The 18,260-nt window shown below is 40.4% G+C and carries 17 protein-coding genes; 12 read left to right on the top strand and 5 right to left on the bottom strand.

All coding sequences use genetic code 11. The features are described 5' to 3' along the window. The first annotated feature begins 1 nt into the window (after position 1). Entirely contained in the window at positions 2 to 943 is a 942-nt protein-coding gene (locus ACXAEA_RS17340) for an ABC transporter ATP-binding protein (protein WP_475097108.1), read from the top strand. A gap of 184 nt (positions 944 to 1,127) precedes the next feature. Next, complete coding sequence (locus ACXAEA_RS17335; protein WP_475097107.1) at positions 1,128 to 2,333, top strand: putative glycoside hydrolase; 1,206 nt, start codon at positions 1,128 to 1,130, stop codon at positions 2,331 to 2,333. Between the two features lie 105 nt (positions 2,334 to 2,438). Here ACXAEA_RS17335 and ACXAEA_RS17330 read toward each other — a convergent pair whose 3' ends face one another. Continuing rightward, the gene (locus tag ACXAEA_RS17330) at positions 2,439 to 2,624 is read right to left on the bottom strand and encodes a hypothetical protein (RefSeq protein WP_475097106.1); all 186 of its coding nucleotides are present in this window, start codon (positions 2,622 to 2,624) and stop codon (positions 2,439 to 2,441) included. A gap of 212 nt (positions 2,625 to 2,836) precedes the next feature. On the opposite strand from ACXAEA_RS17330, the gene ACXAEA_RS17325 reads away from it, so the two are divergent. The 6 genes from ACXAEA_RS17325 (at position 2,837) to pepF (ending at position 10,198) form a co-directional block, all read left to right on the top strand. Beyond that, positions 2,837 to 3,406: a GNAT family N-acetyltransferase gene (locus ACXAEA_RS17325; RefSeq protein ID WP_475097105.1), complete on the top strand. Its 570-nt coding sequence runs from the start codon at positions 2,837 to 2,839 to the stop codon at positions 3,404 to 3,406. Positions 3,407 to 3,843: 437 nt separating this feature from the next. Further along, positions 3,844 to 4,239 (top strand): transcriptional regulator SpxA, encoded by a 396-nt coding sequence (gene spxA, locus ACXAEA_RS17320; protein WP_207498861.1) that lies wholly within the window; start codon positions 3,844 to 3,846, stop codon positions 4,237 to 4,239. Between the two features lie 327 nt (positions 4,240 to 4,566). Then, the gene (mecA, locus tag ACXAEA_RS17315; protein WP_475097104.1) at positions 4,567 to 5,238 is read left to right on the top strand and encodes an adaptor protein MecA; all 672 of its coding nucleotides are present in this window, start codon (positions 4,567 to 4,569) and stop codon (positions 5,236 to 5,238) included. Positions 5,239 to 5,377: 139 nt separating this feature from the next. Further along, the gene (gene cls, locus ACXAEA_RS17310; protein ID WP_475097103.1) at positions 5,378 to 6,889 is read left to right on the top strand and encodes a cardiolipin synthase; all 1,512 of its coding nucleotides are present in this window, start codon (positions 5,378 to 5,380) and stop codon (positions 6,887 to 6,889) included. A 130-nt stretch (positions 6,890 to 7,019) separates the two neighbouring features. Continuing rightward, on the top strand, positions 7,020 to 8,222 hold the full coding sequence (locus tag ACXAEA_RS17305) for a competence protein CoiA (protein ID WP_475097102.1): 1,203 nt from the start codon (positions 7,020 to 7,022) through the stop codon (positions 8,220 to 8,222). A 158-nt stretch (positions 8,223 to 8,380) separates the two neighbouring features. After that, complete coding sequence (gene pepF, locus ACXAEA_RS17300; protein WP_475097101.1) at positions 8,381 to 10,198, top strand: oligoendopeptidase F; 1,818 nt, start codon at positions 8,381 to 8,383, stop codon at positions 10,196 to 10,198. A 1,351-nt stretch (positions 10,199 to 11,549) separates the two neighbouring features. On the opposite strand, the gene ACXAEA_RS17295 is transcribed toward pepF, so the two are convergent. The 4 genes from ACXAEA_RS17295 to ACXAEA_RS17280 all read right to left on the bottom strand — a co-directional run bounded on the left by ACXAEA_RS17295 (position 11,550) and on the right by ACXAEA_RS17280 (position 14,323). Further along, positions 11,550 to 12,431: a ClpXP adapter SpxH family protein gene (locus ACXAEA_RS17295; RefSeq protein WP_475097100.1), complete on the bottom strand. Its 882-nt coding sequence runs from the start codon at positions 12,429 to 12,431 to the stop codon at positions 11,550 to 11,552. Further along, positions 12,428 to 12,829 (bottom strand): globin domain-containing protein, encoded by a 402-nt coding sequence (locus tag ACXAEA_RS17290; RefSeq protein ID WP_475097099.1) that lies wholly within the window; start codon positions 12,827 to 12,829, stop codon positions 12,428 to 12,430. The genes ACXAEA_RS17295 and ACXAEA_RS17290 overlap by 4 nt, the downstream gene beginning before the upstream one ends. A 244-nt stretch (positions 12,830 to 13,073) precedes the next feature. Beyond that, complete coding sequence (locus ACXAEA_RS17285) at positions 13,074 to 13,715, bottom strand: lytic transglycosylase domain-containing protein (RefSeq protein WP_475097098.1); 642 nt, start codon at positions 13,713 to 13,715, stop codon at positions 13,074 to 13,076. 20 nt (positions 13,716 to 13,735) lie between these two features. Then, positions 13,736 to 14,323: a CYTH domain-containing protein gene (locus ACXAEA_RS17280; protein WP_475097097.1), complete on the bottom strand. Its 588-nt coding sequence runs from the start codon at positions 14,321 to 14,323 to the stop codon at positions 13,736 to 13,738. 119 nt (positions 14,324 to 14,442) lie between these two features. Here ACXAEA_RS17280 and ACXAEA_RS17275 point away from each other — a divergent pair, with 119 nt between their 5' ends. The 4 genes from ACXAEA_RS17275 (at position 14,443) to ACXAEA_RS17260 (ending at position 18,104) form a co-directional block, all read left to right on the top strand. Continuing rightward, on the top strand, positions 14,443 to 14,823 hold the full coding sequence (locus ACXAEA_RS17275; protein ID WP_475097096.1) for a UPF0738 family protein: 381 nt from the start codon (positions 14,443 to 14,445) through the stop codon (positions 14,821 to 14,823). Positions 14,824 to 14,857: 34 nt separating this feature from the next. Then, on the top strand, positions 14,858 to 15,496 hold the full coding sequence (gene yjbM, locus ACXAEA_RS17270) for a GTP diphosphokinase (RefSeq protein WP_475097095.1): 639 nt from the start codon (positions 14,858 to 14,860) through the stop codon (positions 15,494 to 15,496). Positions 15,497 to 15,528: 32 nt separating this feature from the next. Next, the gene (locus ACXAEA_RS17265; protein ID WP_251477526.1) at positions 15,529 to 16,329 is read left to right on the top strand and encodes an NAD kinase; all 801 of its coding nucleotides are present in this window, start codon (positions 15,529 to 15,531) and stop codon (positions 16,327 to 16,329) included. Between the two features lie 887 nt (positions 16,330 to 17,216). After that, complete coding sequence (locus ACXAEA_RS17260; RefSeq protein WP_475097094.1) at positions 17,217 to 18,104, top strand: RluA family pseudouridine synthase; 888 nt, start codon at positions 17,217 to 17,219, stop codon at positions 18,102 to 18,104. The last annotated feature ends 156 nt before the right edge of the window (positions 18,105 to 18,260 follow it).

Raw genomic sequence — 18,260 nt, 5'->3', positions numbered from 1 at the left:
GATGGAAAACAAAGAAAAACTTCTTGAAATAAAGAATCTGAAGCAATACTTCAACATAGGTCAACCCAATGAAGTTAAAGCAATAGATGGGATATCCTTTGACATTTTCAAAGGTGAAACTCTTGGTTTGGTTGGAGAATCTGGCTGTGGTAAATCCACAACTGGAAGAACAATCATCAGACTATATGATGCAACAGATGGAGAAGTTCTTTATAAAGGTGAAAACGTACACGGCAAGAAAAACAGAAAAGATTTAAAGAAATTCAACAGAAGCATGCAAATGATTTTCCAGGATCCTTATGCTTCCCTGAACCCAAGGATGAAGGTATCCGATGTAATTGCTGAAGGCATTGATATTCATGGCCTTGCAAAAAGCAAGCAAGAACGTATGGAAATGGTATATAACCTGCTTGAAACAGTTGGATTAAATAGAGAGCATGCCAACCGTTATCCGCATGAATTCTCAGGCGGACAAAGACAGCGAATTGGAATCGCACGAGCACTTGCTGTGCAGCCAGAATTTATTATTGCAGACGAACCAATTTCCGCTCTAGATGTTTCCATCCAGGCACAAGTTGTCAACCTGATGAGGAAACTGCAGCGTGAAAAAGGGTTAACATACTTGTTTATCGCACACGATCTTTCAATGGTTAAATATATCAGCGACAGAATTGGTGTTATGTACTTCGGTAAGCTTGTAGAATTAGCGCCAGCTGAAGACTTGTACAACAACCCATTGCATCCTTATACTCAGTCTTTGCTTTCGGCAATTCCGCTTCCGGATCCTGAATCCGAGCGTACTCGCCGCCGCAAGACATACGATGTCAATTTACATCAGTACGCTGATGGTGAAGAAGTGAAGATGCGAGAAGTTGCACCAGGACACTTTGTTTATTGTTCTGAAAAAGAACTAAAGCAATATCAGCAGCAATATGTTAAATAAATTTTTGACGATCTCTTAATTTGAGATCGTTTTTTTTATCTTACCTCTATTAGAGGAAATACATTCCAATAAAAAAATCACAGAATTTTATCTAAAACTGTCGAAAGTGGGTAAAATAGACTTATAGATTCATGTAATAGAATTAGATATCATGGATTGAATGCTGAACGTTTTGAGAGGAGAGATGTGTGTGCAAGTAAAAAAAATAGCAGCAGCAGCCCTTTTAGCAGCCTCTTTTTCACAAATTAGCGGTTCAGCTTTTGCAGAAGCCAAACCGCATGAAACAGAAAAACTGCCGGTCAGGGAACATGAATCATTGGTCAGGAACATACCTGATCAGATACCTAGGTTTAAATTTGATTCCGGCTATCAATTTAAGTATCCGGATGCGGTGAGGGGTATCTATGTTACCGGCCATTCTGCAGGGGGAGAGAAGTTTAATAGTCTTTCAAAACTTGTCGACGAAACTGATTTAAATGCTATGGTGATTGATATAAAAGATGACCATGGATATCTTACATACAAGCCCGATGAGAACTCTCCTTTTAAAGATTTAGGAAAGCCATATATCAAAGACCCCAAAAAAATGATGAAGACGCTTGAAGAAAAGCAAATCTATCCAATAGCCAGGGTCGTTGTTTTTAAGGATACTGCTTTAGCACATAAGAAGCCTGAATGGTCGTTTAAGAATGGTGATGAAGTTTGGAAAAATGGCAGGGGAGAATCGTTTGTGAATCCTTTTGTGAAAGAAGTTTGGGATTATAATGTTCAAATTGCGATTGAAGCTGCTAAAATGGGCTTCGAAGAAATCCAGTTTGATTATGTACGTTTCCCTGAAGGATTTGAAAAGAGGGATGCATCACTACAGTATTCAATGGGAGACTATAAATCTGGTGATATGGATAATGTCCAGAAACGTGTAAAAGCTGTCACAGACTTTGTTGCCTATGCAAGGAAGGAACTTAAACCATATGATGTGAAAGTGTCCGTTGATATTTTTGGCTATACTGCAACGTTGCCTGAAGCACCAGGAATTGGACAGAACTTCTCGAAAATATCCGAGAATGTTGATGTCATCTCTTCCATGATCTATCCAAGCCACTGGACATCCTATTTTGGAATAGCTAAGCCTGATACCCAGCCTTACAAGCTCGTTGAGGAATATGCAAAACTGGAAAAAAAGAAACTGGATGAGCTAAAAACTCCGCCAATATCACGTCCTTGGGTGCAAGACTTTACTGCTTCCTGGCTTGGGAAAGGCAATTATCTTGTATACCGCAAAAATGAAGTAGAAGACCAAATAAGAGCCCTACAGGATCAGGGAATCAACGAATATCTGCTTTGGAATGCAAGCAATAGGTATACACCGAATGTTGACTATACACCATAAAATAGAACTAAAAAAAGCCTGAAATGTGATCAAATCATTTTCAGGCTTTTCCAAATCATTAGATAAACACTGTGAACATAAGGTATAATGTTTGTGGGATAAGGATTACTTCTTGCCGCCGCCAACATTCTTCCAGCCTGTTTGCAAACGGACTGACTGGTCTACAAATTCATTTTTCTTATTGCCACTAAAGAATTTGATTCCGACTCCATTGGTGATGACACCAATTGTTGCGGTAATTCCCACGATCAGCAAAGCAACGATAGTTAAATCCATTATGTAACCGCCCATGATAAACCTCCACCTTTTTTTTCACAATTCATTTTAGAATGAGTTGTGATAAATATAAATTCATGATTCCCGCTCATCTTTATTTTAAAAGAATTGTAAGCGTATTAAAAGAACTTTATATAGAAAAAATAATACAAGTATCTTGATCATGATTATATAAGAAAAGCTGGGTGCTTATCAGGATGGAATAAAAGTTGAAAAGGAGATAAGCAATGCATTGGTACGAAAAATTGAATCAGTATTTTCCGATTGAGGAAATGAAATCAAAAGAACACATGGAAACACTCTTAAAGGAAAGACCAGAAATTTATCACAAGGATGAAGGACCGGGTCATGTGCTTATGTATGTGGAAACAGAGGATTTTGTTTTCATTGATTATTTATTCGTATCCAAGACGACTCGTGGCCAGGGTCTTGGACATAAGCTGATTGAAAAAATGAAGGAGAAAGGCAAGCCGATCATACTTGAAGTAGAACCGGTCAATTATGATGATACGGATACTGAGAAACGACTGCGCTTTTACAAGAGGGAGGGCTTCGAGCATGCCCGCTCGATTGGATACCGACGGAGGTCACTGGCGACAAAGGAAATCAATGCAATGGAGATTCTCTATTGGGCCCCAGACCATGCACCGGAAGAGCTGGTATACGAAGCGATGAAAAAGACATACAATATGATTCACACATATAAGGATAAAAAGTTTTATGGAGAGTCATATCAGCCTGTGGATGAAGTTTTGACGCTTGAAGAAAAGCGTGAAGATTTACTCCAGGATCTTTAAATCACGAGCGCAACCTGGTGTATCAACCATGGTTGCGTTTTCATTTTGAAGGTTTAAATGAGAATGCTAATTTTTTTACAAAATAGGTTTAGGTTTTAAAAAAGGCGGGTACATATTATTAAATTATGAAAATATTAATATACGGACATAATTAGCTTGAATTATACGAATATTTATATAGATAGGATTGAAGGGTGATGAAAAAAATCAAATTTAATGAAACTTTTTTCATTTAAGTTCGTTATATATATATAGAACGTAAAATTCTTACATAGTTACCCGGAATATTTTTTTTAAAAGGGATACCTTTTATGTAATCCTTGGTGTATAATAATCAATATAAATTACAAAATTAAACTTATTATTATTTAAGAAAATGAATGCTCATTTTAAAGCAAATAATATATAAGTAATTCTAAGGGAGTGTGAATTAACCAATGGTCACTTTATACACTTCACCAAGTTGTACCTCTTGCAGAAAAGCAAAATCATGGCTAGAAGAACATGAGATCCCATATACTGAGAGAAATATTTTCTCGGAGCCTTTATCTATTGATGAAATAAAAGAAATCCTTCGAATGACCGAAGATGGAACGGATGAAATCATTTCAACCCGTTCAAAGACTTTCCAAAAGCTTGATGTGAATTTGGAAACAATGCCACTTCAGGAACTGTTTGAATTAATCAAAGAAAATCCAGGATTGCTCCGCCGTCCGATCATCATTGATGAAAAGCGCCTCCAAGTCGGATATAATGAAGATGAAATCAGGCGATTCCTTCCACGTAAAGTGCGTACATTCCAGTTGAGAGAAGCTCAACGATTAGTTAATTAATCAAGGCTCCCAAATCGGGAGCTTTTTGTTTTTTAAACATGCTTTGGCGCGTTGATGAATTGAAATATAGGTATAATTCTGATAAAATAAAAAGAATACTTTCCTTTTATGATTATATTAGCCTTTTGTAAAAATGGGTGTATATTTTGTTTCCAAATTGGCTTATTATAACATAAAATAAAAGTACAAGATTGTTATTTTATTTACCTTCCTTTAATAAAATCAAGGTGATTCAGACTCATTTATTAAGGGTAAAAGATAAAGACCAACAGCTTTTTGGGGGTATTTTGTCCCTTCAAATCCTTGCCTGGAAGGGAGAGAAAGCGAATGGAAATTGAACGTATTAACGAAAATACGGTTAAGTTTTATATTTCATATATGGATATAGAGGAGCGCGGTTTTGACCGGGAAGAGATCTGGTATAACCGTGATCGCAGTGAAGAATTGTTCTGGGAAATGATGGATGAGGTCCACGCCGAAGAAGAGTTCGCTGTGGAGGGCCCATTATGGATTCAAGTTCAGGCTCTAGAAAAAGGCTTGGAAGTTCTAGTGACAAAGGCTCAATTATCCAAGGATGGCCCAAAATTTGAACTGCCGCTTCCAAACGATAAAATCAAGGACCTGCCTGTTGATGAAAGAATCGAAGAATTGCTTGATCATCAGTTCAACCCAAAAGGTGTTGACGATGATGAGCCGGCATTCGAGGATGATCTTGAATTCCTGTTGCACTTCAAGGATTTTGAAGATGTCATAGCCCTTTCAAAACGGCCGGGAATCGATAAAATCAAAACAAGTTTGTATAGTTTTTCTGACAAGTATTATTTATATATTGAATTTCCTGAGCAGGATTTTGAGGATGAAGAGGAAATTGACAATATACTAAGCGTTGTACTAGAGTATGGACAGGAATCAAGCATGACAATTCACCGTCTTGAAGAATACGGTAACAAGATTATTGGAGAAGATGTATTCACTGTAATAAGGAAACATTTTTCCTGACAGGAAGCCGATTTCAGAGATGAAGTCGGCTTTTTTGATATAATTTGTATGAATCCTTTCATTAATAAGAAACGTATATATATAAACCATTCCCATCATCTTAAGGAAGAAAACAGAGAGAGAATACAGGTGAAATTCCATGAAGAACACGGTTCGGATTGTTGTATTTTTGTTATTGCTGGCAGGAGTTTATTATCTTTTTTATGAAAAGCTTGATACGGTTTATCTTGGATATATAAGCATTTTCATGTCATTTACGGTCATTTTCATTAGCTTCGTCATCTTCCTTGAAAATCGCCATCCAGCCCAGACGCTGACATGGATTGTCGTTCTTGGCGGTTTCCCGGTCGTCGGATTCATCTTTTACCTTTTATTCGGCCGTAATTATCGTAAGGAGAAAATGTTCCGCCGAAAATATTTTCTTGATAAACAAACATTCATAAAAGTAGAAGGTGATTCAGAAAGGGCGAATGAAGTGCGGATGCAGGAGATGGAAGAGGATCATCGGCGATTGTTCACTCTTGCGCAGAAACTTGGCAATAGCCCGATCTCCTTTGCGACCTCCACACAAGTGCTGACAAATGGAGATGAAACATTTAACCATATTCTTGATGAGTTAAAGAAGGCAACTCATCATATCCATATGGAATATTATATTGTCCGGCATGATGAAATTGGGGAAGAAATAAAGAAAGTATTGATTCAAAAAGCGATTCAGGGTGTGAAAGTCCGTTTCCTTTATGACTCGGTTGGTTCATGGAAATTGTCGAAGGAGTATGTGGCCGAACTGAATAAAGCTGGGGTGGAAATGGTGGAATTTGGTCCAGTCCGCCTGCCGTTCTTAAATAGCAAGTTCAATTTCCGTAATCACCGGAAGATCATTGTCATTGATGGATCAGTCGGATTTGTCGGCGGTTTGAATATCGGGGATGAATACCTGGGAAGGGATGAAGGCTTTGGCTTTTGGCGTGACACTCATCTCATGGCCAGAGGAGAGGCTGTTCGCAGTCTGCAGCTCATTTTCCTCCAGGACTGGTTTTATATGACGAACAATGGACTCCTTACGCCAGAGTATCTATCTCCTGCCCTAGAGGAGAATACTCATGGAGGAGTCCAGATGATTGCAGGGGGACCTGATAATGAGTGGAGCGTCATAAAGAACATCTTTTTTTCGATGATTTCATCAGCGGATAAATCTGTTTGGATTGCATCCCCTTACTTCATTCCGGATGAAGATATCTTCTCAGCTATTAAAGTAGCTGCGCTCAGCGGCCTGGATGTAAGACTGCTTGTCCCGCAGCGTCCTGATAAAAAAATAGTCTTCTTTGCTTCAAGATCCTATTTTCCCGAACTGCTAGAAGCAGGTGTAAAGATATTTGAGTACGAGAAAGGGTTCATGCACAGCAAAATTGTCATTGTCGATGGACAGCTAGCCTCAATCGGTACATCTAATATGGATATGAGAAGCTTCCATCTTAATTTTGAAGTGAATGCATTCCTTTATAAGACATCAAGCACAGAAAAACTTGTGAAGGAATATCAGAACGACTTGCTCAACTCACATGAAATCGTAAAGGAAGATTTTAATAACCGCCATATCGGATACAGACTGCTCGAGTCAACTTCAAGGCTGTTATCGCCGATGCTTTAGAAACCCGGAGTCATGTCCGGGTTTTTTATTTTTATGATCAGGATTTGAACATTTCGTGAATCTTCTCGAATAACTACAGGATTAATGTCTGCCCAGTCGAATATAAAAGAGAAAAGGAGGCGTATCAAATGTGCTTGTAGCAAACAGAAGCAATGGCTCAAGATTGTCCCTTGCGGATCGTTGGGATAAGAAGGATTTGTCAGAAATCCGATCAAGTGAAAGATTCTATTGTCCGGAATGCAAGGGAGATGTGATAATGAAACTTGGAAGCAAAAGGATCTGGCATTTTTCGCATCTGGCCGGTTCAGGCTGCCAAGATGAATATGAAAGGGAATCACAGTACCATCTGTCTGGGAAACTGCAGCTCTATAAATGGCTAAAAAGACAAGGAATTTCTGCTGAGCTGGAGAAATTCGATCCTGAGATCAGGCAAAAGCCCGATATTGTTTTCGAATTACAGGGGTTAAAATATGCTGTCGAGTTCCAATGTTCTTCAATCCCGGAAGAGCTTTTTTTCAAAAGAACAAGAACATACCTCGAAAATGGTTATACTCCGATTTGGGTTGCTGCTGGGAACATGATCAAACGGCACGCCAGCCATACCGTTTCAATGAATAATTTCCTCTATCTCTTCATCAGACGGCCTCGCCATAACTGGAATCTAACGGCTTTTTGTCCAATTGCATCCCAATTCATCAATCTGCATGGCGCTATCCCTATTTCCTCACGAAAGGCGCTCACCAATCTCGAAGTTAAACAAATCAACCATTTTACTGTGTACGATCTAATAAACCCATCTGATAAACCATTTCCTATGTTGAAAGCTTGGCAAGCAGAAAATCAGAAATTGAAATCACTATACGTAAGGCTTCCAGGAGCAAGGCAAAACCCTTTCCTCCAGGAACTATACCGTAATCATCTCAATCTCATGACACTTCCTCCAGAAATCGGACTGCCTGTTTTTTCAAATCCCTATATTGAAACTCCCCCATTCATATGGCAGACGTATCTCTACCTTGATGTCTTCCGCCATTTTAAAAAAGATGATTACATTCCATATGCAGTAATCCGGCAGGCATTCAATAAACGCTTGATGCGCGGCTTAATCCAGATCAGGAATTTGCCAGCCTCCGGAGATAGAGACTACTTGTATGCACTAGCAGAATATGTCTTGCTTTTAACGAGGGTCTCCTATTTGTCACGAATTGATTCGGGCACGGTTAAAGTCAACAGAGAAATCATCTTGCCAAAAACGATTGAGGACCAAATTAAAGCTGAGAAAGCTTTTTTCTTCAAGTTTCAAAATAATATTACAGAGGACTTTTTCAAGTAACATGAATTGCAGTATATATGCGTAAAATAAGGAAGTTAGGAAATAGGTATATTAAAATCGAAAAACTTTAAGTTAATTGAAGGAAATCTGCTGAATAAGGCGAATGTATGATACTATGAAAGTTTTTCGAATATCGAAATGTCGTGAGGAGGATTTTAATGTCTAATGAATCTGCAGTAAAGAAATTGCCATCAAGAACTGAGGTTGCCACTGAGGATACGTGGAAACTTGAAGATATTTTTGCGAATGATGATGCATGGGAAAATGAATTCAACGATGTAAAAGGATTGATTCCTTCTGTCCAGGAATATCAAGGCAAACTTGGCGAAAACGCAGACCAGCTGTATAACGCTCTGCAATTGCAGGACAAATTGCTGGAGCGCCTTGGAAGGCTGTATACATATGCGCATATGCGGTATGACCAGGATACGACCAATTCTTTTTACCAGGGGCTTGATGACAGGATCAAAAATCTTTATTCACAGGCGGGAAGCGCACTGGCCTTCATCGTTCCTGAGATTCTGGCAGTCGATGAAGAAAAAATCAAAGGATTTCTAAATGAAAAAGAAGAGCTGAAGCTATATGAGCATGCCTTGGAGGAAATCAACCTTCAGCGTCCTCATGTCCTTTCTGCTGAACAGGAAGCACTTCTTGCCGAGGCAGCTGAGGTAATGAGTTCACCTTCAAATACATTCGGAATGCTAAACAATGCTGACCTTGAATTTCCGTCCATCAAGGATGAAAATGGCGAAGAAGTTGAAATCACCCATGGCCGCTACATCCGTTTCCTTGAAAGCGAAGACCGCAGGGTGCGCGAGGATGCATTCAAAGCAGTCTACAAAACGTATGGCAGCTTTAAAAATACTTTTTCCAGCACATTAAGCGGTAATATTAAAAAAGACAATTTCAATGCAAGGGTACGTAATTATGATTCAGCGAGACATGCAGCTCTTTCCGGGAACAACATTCCTGAAAGTGTTTACGAGAACCTTGTGAACACAGTTAATGACAATCTCCATTTGCTGCACAGATATGTGAAGCTTCGCCGAAAAGTACTTGGGGTTGAAAAGCTCCATATGTATGATCTGTACACACCGCTCGTGAAGAATGTAAAAATGGAAATTCCTTATGCTGAAGCGAAAGATTATGTTTTGAAAGGATTAGCGCCTCTTGGAGAGGAATACAATAATGTCCTTAAGGAAGGCTTTGAAAACCGCTGGGTGGATGTGTATGAAAATAAGGGGAAGCGAAGCGGTGCTTATTCTTCTGGTTCATATGGCACGAATCCATATATCCTGATGAACTGGCAGGATAATGTGAATAACCTTTTCACACTTGCCCATGAATTCGGACATTCCGTACACAGTTACTATACAAGGAAGACACAGCCGTATCCATATGGCAGCTACTCTATTTTCGTTGCTGAGGTTGCGTCGACTTGCAATGAAGCGTTGCTGAACGACTATATGTTAAAAACAATCGATGATGAGCAAAAGCGCCTTTATCTGCTGAATCATTATCTTGAAGGTTTCAGGGGAACAGTGTTCAGGCAGACAATGTTTGCTGAGTTTGAGCACATGATTCACAAGAAGGCTCAGAATAATGAAGCATTGACAGCAGATTCATTGACTAAAGATTACTATGATTTGAACAAGAAGTACTTCGGTGAAGAGGATATTGTGATTGATGAGGAAATCGGCCTGGAGTGGTCAAGAATCCCGCATTTCTATTACAATTACTATGTATATCAATATGCTACTGGCTTCAGTGCAGCAACTGCCCTGAGCAAACAGATCCTTGAAGAAGGCCAGCCTGCAGTGGAACGGTATATTGAATTCTTAAAGTCAGGCAGCTCCGACTATCCAATCGAAGTCCTGAAAAAAGCAGGAGTCGATATGACAAGTTCAAAACCTATCGAAGAAGCACTGAAGGTCTTCGAGGAAAAACTAAACGAAATGGAATCCCTTCTTTCATAAAATGACGAAAACCGGCCGCTGCAATTACGGCCGGTTTTCATATTAATTTTTTGGCTCTGTTCAGTGAAATGAAGAGAAAAGTGTCCGTCATGAAGGCGATGACTTACAGAAATCGTTGAAATGAAGGGAGAAGTGTCCGTCATGAAGACGATGACGGACAGAAATCGTTGAAATGAAGGAAAAAGTGTCCGTCATGAAGGTGATGAAGGACAGAAATCGGTAAAATGAAGGGAAAAGTGTCCGTCATGAAGACGATGACGGACAGAAATCGTTGAAATGAAGGGAAAAGTGTCCGTCATGAAGGCGATGACGGACAGAAATCGGTGAAAAGGAAATAAAAGTGTCCGTCATCAAGGTGATGAAGGACAGAAATCGTTGAAATGAAGGGAAAAGTGTCCGTCATGAAGGCGATGAAGGACAGAAATTGTTGAAATGAAGGGAAAAGTGTCCATCATGAAGACGATGAAGGACAGAAATCGTTGAAATGAAGGGAAAAGTGTCCGTCATGATGGCGAAGACGGACAGAAATCGTTGAAATGAAGGGAAAAGTGTCCGTCACGAAGGCGAGGATGGACAGTAATCATGAATCTAACAAAAAAAGTGTCCGTCATCAAGGCAATGAAGGACAGAATTATAGAAATGTTGCTGTAAAATCTGTTGATTGTAGTGGAAGGCGCGAAGACTCCTCGGAAATGCTAAAGTATTTCCTTCGTGCATGGACGGGTCGAGGAAGAAAATCAATGTTCTGCGGAATGAGCAAGTCATGGAAAACCCCGCATGCGAGTAAGGCGCAAAGGATTCTTCCGGACTGCCCGCGGAAACCGAAGCGCTTGGAACGAAAAACAACAGCCGCACCAACAGAGCTAATTCTTTTAAAAACCTTTAAAGTTTTTCCGGTGATTTAAATATATCAGTAAAATAAATAGCGATAAAAACAGGATGGGGGATGTAAGATACAGTGGGACGAGGTGCATTAACCCGCCTATATGAAAGATAAAGGAAAAAAGTATAAATAAGAGCATAAGAGAAAGACCTATTTTATCCATTTTGAAGCACCTCCTGAGACTTAATATTACATATTTATGCTTGACTCAAGAGAAAAATGAGTGGGATTTGACAATATTGTGAAATAACACACAAGGTTATTGTGATGGAGGCGGGGGTATGGTATATTTATATCGTGAAGTTGATCACAAACAAACATTTACCCCTTTGTTTGACCGTGAAAAATTTCTCCCATCCCCTTTGTTCGTATAATAGAGAGAAAGGCCTTGCAGTTGGAGAGCTGCAAGGCCTTTTTCGTACTTCCACGACGATCAGATGACAAAAAAATAACCGTGCTTTTGCACGGTCATCCTTCTAAGTATCTCCAAAACATTCCGTATTTGGCGGGGATTTGTTCAACCTTTTGTTTAAGCAGGAGTTTCTTCAGTTCCTTTTCAGCCTGTGCTACGGACATGTCGTAAACAACAGCGACTTCCTTTGAAGCAACCATTCTATATTGCTTCAAGAATATTTCCAGGGGTGGAGGAGATGCTGCTTCTGGTTTTTCTGACAGCATTTCATCAAGGATTTGGACATATACCTCGTATGGGTAAAGCCCCGTTATTTTAATGCCTTCCTCCTCAACATTCGCGTTAAAGAAGACAAGTGTCGGAATTTCCTGGACATCCATTTCATTCGTGATTTTTAGGTCGCACTGAAAGGCCTTGGCGGCGGTTTCGGAATGGATATCGGTGACAAATTCTTCAACGTCGAGTCCCACACTTCTGGCACAATTCTTCAAGACCTCAAAGTTTGAGACATTTTGCTTTTCTAAAAAAAGCCCTTCCTGAAGTTTTCGCAGGAACCGGATACCTTTCTTTTTTCCTTGAAGCTCCGCTGATTTGATTGCAATTGAAGCTAAATAGGGAGATGACACTGGATCCTCAAACCATAGGGTTCCATCGCACGACATCCCAGTCCTGCTGGCTGTTTTCTCCCAAAGCTCTGCAATCGTTTCGTATCGCTTTTTTCTGCTCATGTTCAGGGTGGCAAGCCTGCCGCTTAACACATGCCGGATTGAAAAATATTTCCCATATTCAATTTGGAGCTTTTTGATGATAGGTTCAAGCGCCCAGCATTCCGGGCAGAGCGGGTCGACAAACATATAAATCTCAATGGGCTTTTTATCCATGCTGTGGCAAAAATCTGATGGATCATAGCTCAACAAGTTTTCACGTTTGAGTTTCATGTGTTCTCACCGGCTTCATCATCAGGTGTGTTGATCATGTGCTGAGCAGTAAGATAAAGCCTCGCATAAAAGTCATCCCGCAAAGGACCTTCAAGCCCCACTTCATCCATTGCATCCGTCATACAGGCAAGCCACGCTTTCGCCCTGGCCGGTGTGACTTCGAATGGAAGGTGCCTTGCGCGAAGCATGGGATGGCCATGTTCGTTCGTGTATAATGGCGGCCCTCCTAAATATTGGGTCAAAAACTGCTTTTGTTTACGCGCAGTTTCAGTAAGATCATCCGGAAAAATAGGAGCAAGATCAGGATGCATTCCAACACGGTGGTAAAAAGCGTCGACCAGCCGGTGAAGTGTCCCTTCGCCAATGGCTTCGAATGGTAAGGTCTTATTCTCAACCATATTTTTAACTCCTTTAAGTAAGTTTAGATTTTTCATTCTGCTTGATAGTTATGCTATTTATTGTAGCAATGCTAAATTTATATCTCAAACAAATAGCCTTGTGAACATTGAATATTGGTTACTTTTTGATGATTGCCTTACTAATGTACACAAAAAGACCGTCTGTTACCACTGACAGACGGTCAAAATGAATGGGAATATTATCCTTAAAGCTGCTGGTCGCTCACTCTACCATTGTAGAATTTTACCCATAAAATACATCAGTTACTTTTCGGACATAGTTTTGTGTTTCCTTGAACGGAGGGATTCCTCCATATTTATCAACATTCCCTGGTCCCGCGTTGTAGGCGGCAAGGGCAAGCTCGATATTGTTGTCGTATTTGTCGAGCATTTGGCGCAGATATTTGCTTCCTGCGAAAATATTCTCCGCTGGATCAAAGACATTTTTTACACCAAGGCCCCTGGCTGTACCAGGCATTAATTGCATCAGACCGGATGCGCCGGCATGGCTTACTGCATTTGGATTGAAATTGGATTCCTTTTGGATGACTGACTTGATCAATTTGGATGGCAGACTGAAGGCAGTTGCTGCCTGCTCAATAGTTTCATCAAAGTCTGTATTTTTTGCCGCAACTTTAGTCAACTGAATCGGAGGCAGCATCGGGCCTATACTCATATTATTAAAGTTAAAGGAGTTAACCTCAGCTTTTGCAGTATTGAATAGTTCTTCCAACCGAGTCGCCGTTGAACCAAGTGCCTCACTCTTTTCAGTGAGGATTCCGGACAGCATATCCTGGAAGAGGCTGTTTCCTGATTGGGCAGTTGGCTTGTTGTAATTTTGGAGTGCCTGTAATTCAAGCATGACTTTTAACTGGTCAACGTTCATATTTCATTCTCCTGCCTGGTTTACTCTTGTAAAAGATTATACTTTTTTGAATAGAAGCGTTTGATTTTATTATCGGTAGGTCTCTTCGGGATGTTTAGGTCCTTAAGCAATGCCAAGAAAATCTTGTATCCCTTAGCTTCATCTGTCACTTCATATTCTAGCTCATAATCTTCTGAGTTTAAATAGTAACTATGGTCCAGGACCAGCAGGCCACCCTGATATTCCAGTTCAGCACGTTCTGTAGTCAGCGAGCCAAAATATTGTATGTCACCGGCATCTCTAATCATCCTTTTTACTGCGTCTTTCACCTCGCCGTCCAACAATGTGCCTGTCGCCAAAACATTCTCTGCCTGGCCTGCTGTCAGCCATTGGTTTGTTTCCAATAGTCCCTGTTCGGCAGGCTGCTTCAAGGTCATTTCATACAATGACCCTTTTTCCCTGATCCGTAAAGCAGAGCCATGGTCTTTCAGCGAAAAGGCAGGAGTATCAAAATAGTGATTTATTTGCTTTTTAAAATCATTTTCAACTAATTTAAAATGCTTTATGAGTGAATGAAATTCTTCCTCATTCAACATATTTTTAAATTCAATTTCAATATTCTGGCTCATATAAAGTCCGTCCTTTCAGATAACCTGATCTTATTATCTCGTTAAACGACAATTGCTTCAATCCTTAGTAGAAAATGGTTATATATGATAAAATATAAAAGATTATGGAGGTTGAAAAAATGAGCCAAAGAATTAAGATTACCAATGCGATGATTAAAAACAATGAGCTGCTGCTCAGCACAGATTCACAGATTGAGATTGATGAGATGTCAGCAACAGGCCAGATGCTAGTTGATTCTGATCAATTATCTTTTATTTATATTTTAGATAAAGAAGAAGGCTACCAATACGTTTCAATTCCTGAGGAAACGTGGAATACAATTCAGGACGGTCTGAAAGCAGGAATGGATGCCTATCTGACTACAGATGGCGGCACACTAAAGCTTGAAGGCTTTCGCGAAGAAATGGAATATTTAATCGCTAATATTACTGGGAATAGCAACTATGGAGAGGAAATGGTCGCGAAAGTGGAAAAAGTCTTTACCGCACCCTCCGCTTAAGCTTCCTTGAATAGAACCGGATGAGGTGACTGATGTGAAACATTGGGATCAATTTTTAGAGCCTTATAAACACGCTGTTGAGGAATTGAAAGTCAAGCTAAAAGGAATCAGAAGCCAATATGAGCTTCATTCAGACCATTCCCCGATTGAATTTGTCACGGGAAGGGTAAAGCCTATTGCAAGCATCCTGGACAAAGCGCATCAAAAGGGGATTTCATTAGATAAACTTGATACGGAAATGCAGGATATCGCAGGACTGAGAATCATGTGCCAGTTCGTTGATGATATTAAAACTGTTGTGGAACTATTAAGGAGCAGGAATGATTTTGAAATTGTCGAAGAGAGGAATTACATTTCACACAAAAAAGCGAGCGGATACCGTTCGTATCATGTAGTAATCCGATATCCAGTCCAGACAATCCGAGGTGAAAGAAAAATTCTTGCTGAAATCCAGATTCGTACACTTGCTATGAATTTCTGGGCAACCGTCGAACATTCTCTTAACTATAAGTATAAAGGACTTTTCCCCGAAGATATTAAAATCAGGCTGCAGCGTGCAGCAGAGGCTGCTTTCAGGCTGGACGAAGAAATGTCTACAATCAGGGGAGAAATCCAGGATGCACAGGCATTTTTCACCCGAAAAAAAGAAATGCAGCAGGATGGGAAGAAATAGTATGAAACCGATATGCGGGGGTGTTTGAATTTATGAAATTTGCGATCACTTCAAAAGGGGATTCCCGATCCAATACATTGATGCATAAAATGAGGACTTATCTGTTGGATTTTGATCTTATTTACGATGAAGACCAGCCGGATATATGCATTTCAGTCGGCGGCGATGGAACACTTTTGTATGCCTTCCACCGGTACAGCAGCAGGCTGGATAAAACAGCATTCATCGGTGTACATACTGGGCACCTTGGTTTTTATGCCGACTGGGTTCCTGAAGAAATAGAAAAATTGGTTATCGCGATTGCAAAAACTCCATACCAGGTGATTGAATATCCCCTCCTGGAGGTCATCATCAGATACCAGCACGGAGGCAGGGAAACGAGATATCTGGCGTTGAACGAATCGACAGTCAAATCGGTAGAGGGTACACTCGTCATGGATGTTGAGATCAGGGGCCAGCATTTTGAACGATTCCGGGGTGATGGATTATGTGTATCGACTCCATCAGGAAGCACAGCCTACAATAAAGCATTGGGTGGGGCAATACTGCACCCCTCTCTAAGAGCAATTCAGGTAGCAGAAATGGCGTCAATCAACAACCGGGTGTTCAGGACAGTTGGCTCACCGCTGATTCTTCCTGACCATCATACGTGTACGTTAAAACCAGTAAACAGACCCGACTTCCAGGTCACTGTCGATCATCTAACACTTTTGCATAAAGATGTGAAATCCATTCAGTTCAGAGTAGCGGATGAAAAAATCCGTTTCGCCCGATTCAGGCCATTCCCGTTCTGGAAACGGGTGCATGATTCATTCATTTCTGACAGCGATTGATGGTGGCAGCTTGACAAAGGAACGACAATTAACAGTTATTTCTCTTGTTGAGTGAAATGTCAAAGAGGAGAAGTTTTAATGGACATTTCAGAGGATGCATACGGTAAAAATGTCCAAGAAAGAGGTTTTAAAGGGCATTTCAGAGGATGCATACGGTTAAAATGTCCAAGATGAGGTTTTAATGGACATTTCAGAGGATGCATACGGTAAAAATGTCCAAGAAGAAGGCTTTAATAGACATTTCAGAGGATGCATACGGTCAAAATGTCCAAGAAGAAGGCTTTAATGGACATTTCAGAGGATTTACACGATCAAAATGTCCAAGAAAGTGGTTTTAATGGACATTTCAGAGGATGAACACGATCAAAATGTCCAAGACAGTGGTTTTAATGGACATTTCAGAGGATGCATACGGTCAAAATGTCCAAGAAGAAGGCTTTAATAGACATTTCAGAGGATGCATACGGTCAAAATGTCCAAGAAGAAGGCTTTAATAGACATTTCAGAGGATGAACACAATCAAAATGTCCAAGAAGAAGGCTTTAATGGACATTTCAGAGGATTTACACGATCAAAATGTCCAAGAAAGTGGTTTTAATGGACATTTCAGAGGATGAACACGATCAAAATGTCCAAGAAAGTGGTTTTAATGGACATTTCAGAGGATGAACACGATCAAAATGTCCAAGAAAGTGGTTTTAATGGACATTTCAGAGGATGCATACGGTCAAAATGTCCAAGAAGAAGGCTTTAATAGACATTTCAGAGGATGAACACAATCAAAATGTCCAAGAAGAGGGTTTTAATAGACATTTCAGAGATTGATTGCCATTAAAATGTCCAAAAAGACCAAGCACTGAGAAACAATGGAGACAGGAGCCGCTTATATGGCGAAAAACTTCACTTTGGAATTCACGGCTGAGGCTGTTGATCAGGGAAAAATGCTAAGGGAGTATCTCAGAGAAAAAGAAATCTCCAAATCCGCGCTGACTGACATTAAGTTTAAAGGTGGTTTCATTTCGGTGAATGGCCAGGAAGTTAATGTCAGGTACATCTTGAATAGTGGTGATCGTGTCGTTATCGAGTTTCCTCCCGAATTTCCTTCAGAAGGGTTGCAGGGGGAGAATCTACCGCTTGCCATCGTATATGAGGATGACTCCATACTGGTCGTGAACAAGCCAGCAGGAATGAATACAATTCCTTCCCGGGAGCATCCGCATGGCAGCCTTGCAAATGCACTGATTGGGTATTATGATCGAACCGGAATTAAAGCAACTACCCATATTGTCACTAGGCTGGACAGAGATACTTCAGGTTTGGTACTGATTGCGAAGCATAGCCATGTCCATCATTTATTCAGTAAGCAGCAGCGGGCAGGCGGAGTGAAACGTGCTTATGAAGCCTTTGCTGAAGGCACCATTTTCGAAGATGCTGGAAAGGTGGAAGAACCAATCGCCAGAAAAGCGGACAGCATCATCGAGCGGGAAGTCAACCCGGCAGGACAGTATGCCTGCACTTTATTTGATGTGCTCCAGCGATTTACTGATTTTACTCATATAAAGCTCAGACTTATGACGGGGAGGACACATCAAATCAGGGTTCACATGTCATTTATGGGGCATCCGCTCGTTGGGGATACTTTGTATGGTGGAAATAAAAGCAAGATGGCTAGACAGGCTTTGCATTGCAGGGAGATAAAGTTTTATCATCCGTTTTTGGACAAAGAGATGGAATTCACAATTAGCCTCCCAGAGGATATGCGAGAACTAATCTAAAAAAGACAAACCGAATTATTAGTCGGTTTGTCTTTTTTATAGAGATAAGAAAGTATAAAATTCACTTCGAGAATTGTCTAGCTTCTGCGCCTAGCCCCTCGAGACGTTTTGGTCCTGCCGATGAAGTCAAAGAACGACTTCACTTTCTGGCCCTCG

Source organism: Mesobacillus sp. ABV4_180 (genome assembly GCF_056158485.1).
The sequence above is the reverse complement of the archived record's forward strand: the minus strand, read 5'-3'. Positions and strand labels throughout refer to the sequence as shown.

What these genes read in the sequence shown, in the direction of transcription:
- ACXAEA_RS17295 (WP_475097100.1), bottom strand. Translation starts at nt 12,431, where the DNA reads ATGAAACTCAAACGTGAAAACTTGTTGAGCTATGATCCATCAGATTTT.
- cls (WP_475097103.1), top strand. Translation starts at nt 5,378, where the DNA reads ATGAAGAACACGGTTCGGATTGTTGTATTTTTGTTATTGCTGGCAGGA.
- spxA (WP_207498861.1), top strand. Translation starts at nt 3,844, where the DNA reads ATGGTCACTTTATACACTTCACCAAGTTGTACCTCTTGCAGAAAAGCA.
- ACXAEA_RS17260 (WP_475097094.1), top strand. Translation starts at nt 17,217, where the DNA reads ATGGCGAAAAACTTCACTTTGGAATTCACGGCTGAGGCTGTTGATCAG.
- ACXAEA_RS17290 (WP_475097099.1), bottom strand. Translation starts at nt 12,829, where the DNA reads ATGGTTGAGAATAAGACCTTACCATTCGAAGCCATTGGCGAAGGGACA.
- ACXAEA_RS17285 (WP_475097098.1), bottom strand. Translation starts at nt 13,715, where the DNA reads ATGAACGTTGACCAGTTAAAAGTCATGCTTGAATTACAGGCACTCCAA.
- ACXAEA_RS17265 (WP_251477526.1), top strand. Translation starts at nt 15,529, where the DNA reads ATGAAATTTGCGATCACTTCAAAAGGGGATTCCCGATCCAATACATTG.
- ACXAEA_RS17330 (WP_475097106.1), bottom strand. Translation starts at nt 2,624, where the DNA reads ATGGGCGGTTACATAATGGATTTAACTATCGTTGCTTTGCTGATCGTG.
- ACXAEA_RS17335 (WP_475097107.1), top strand. Translation starts at nt 1,128, where the DNA reads ATGTGTGTGCAAGTAAAAAAAATAGCAGCAGCAGCCCTTTTAGCAGCC.
- ACXAEA_RS17340 (WP_475097108.1), top strand. Translation starts at nt 2, where the DNA reads ATGGAAAACAAAGAAAAACTTCTTGAAATAAAGAATCTGAAGCAATAC.
- pepF (WP_475097101.1), top strand. Translation starts at nt 8,381, where the DNA reads ATGTCTAATGAATCTGCAGTAAAGAAATTGCCATCAAGAACTGAGGTT.
- ACXAEA_RS17280 (WP_475097097.1), bottom strand. Translation starts at nt 14,323, where the DNA reads ATGAGCCAGAATATTGAAATTGAATTTAAAAATATGTTGAATGAGGAA.
- ACXAEA_RS17275 (WP_475097096.1), top strand. Translation starts at nt 14,443, where the DNA reads ATGAGCCAAAGAATTAAGATTACCAATGCGATGATTAAAAACAATGAG.
- ACXAEA_RS17325 (WP_475097105.1), top strand. Translation starts at nt 2,837, where the DNA reads ATGCATTGGTACGAAAAATTGAATCAGTATTTTCCGATTGAGGAAATG.
- mecA (WP_475097104.1), top strand. Translation starts at nt 4,567, where the DNA reads ATGGAAATTGAACGTATTAACGAAAATACGGTTAAGTTTTATATTTCA.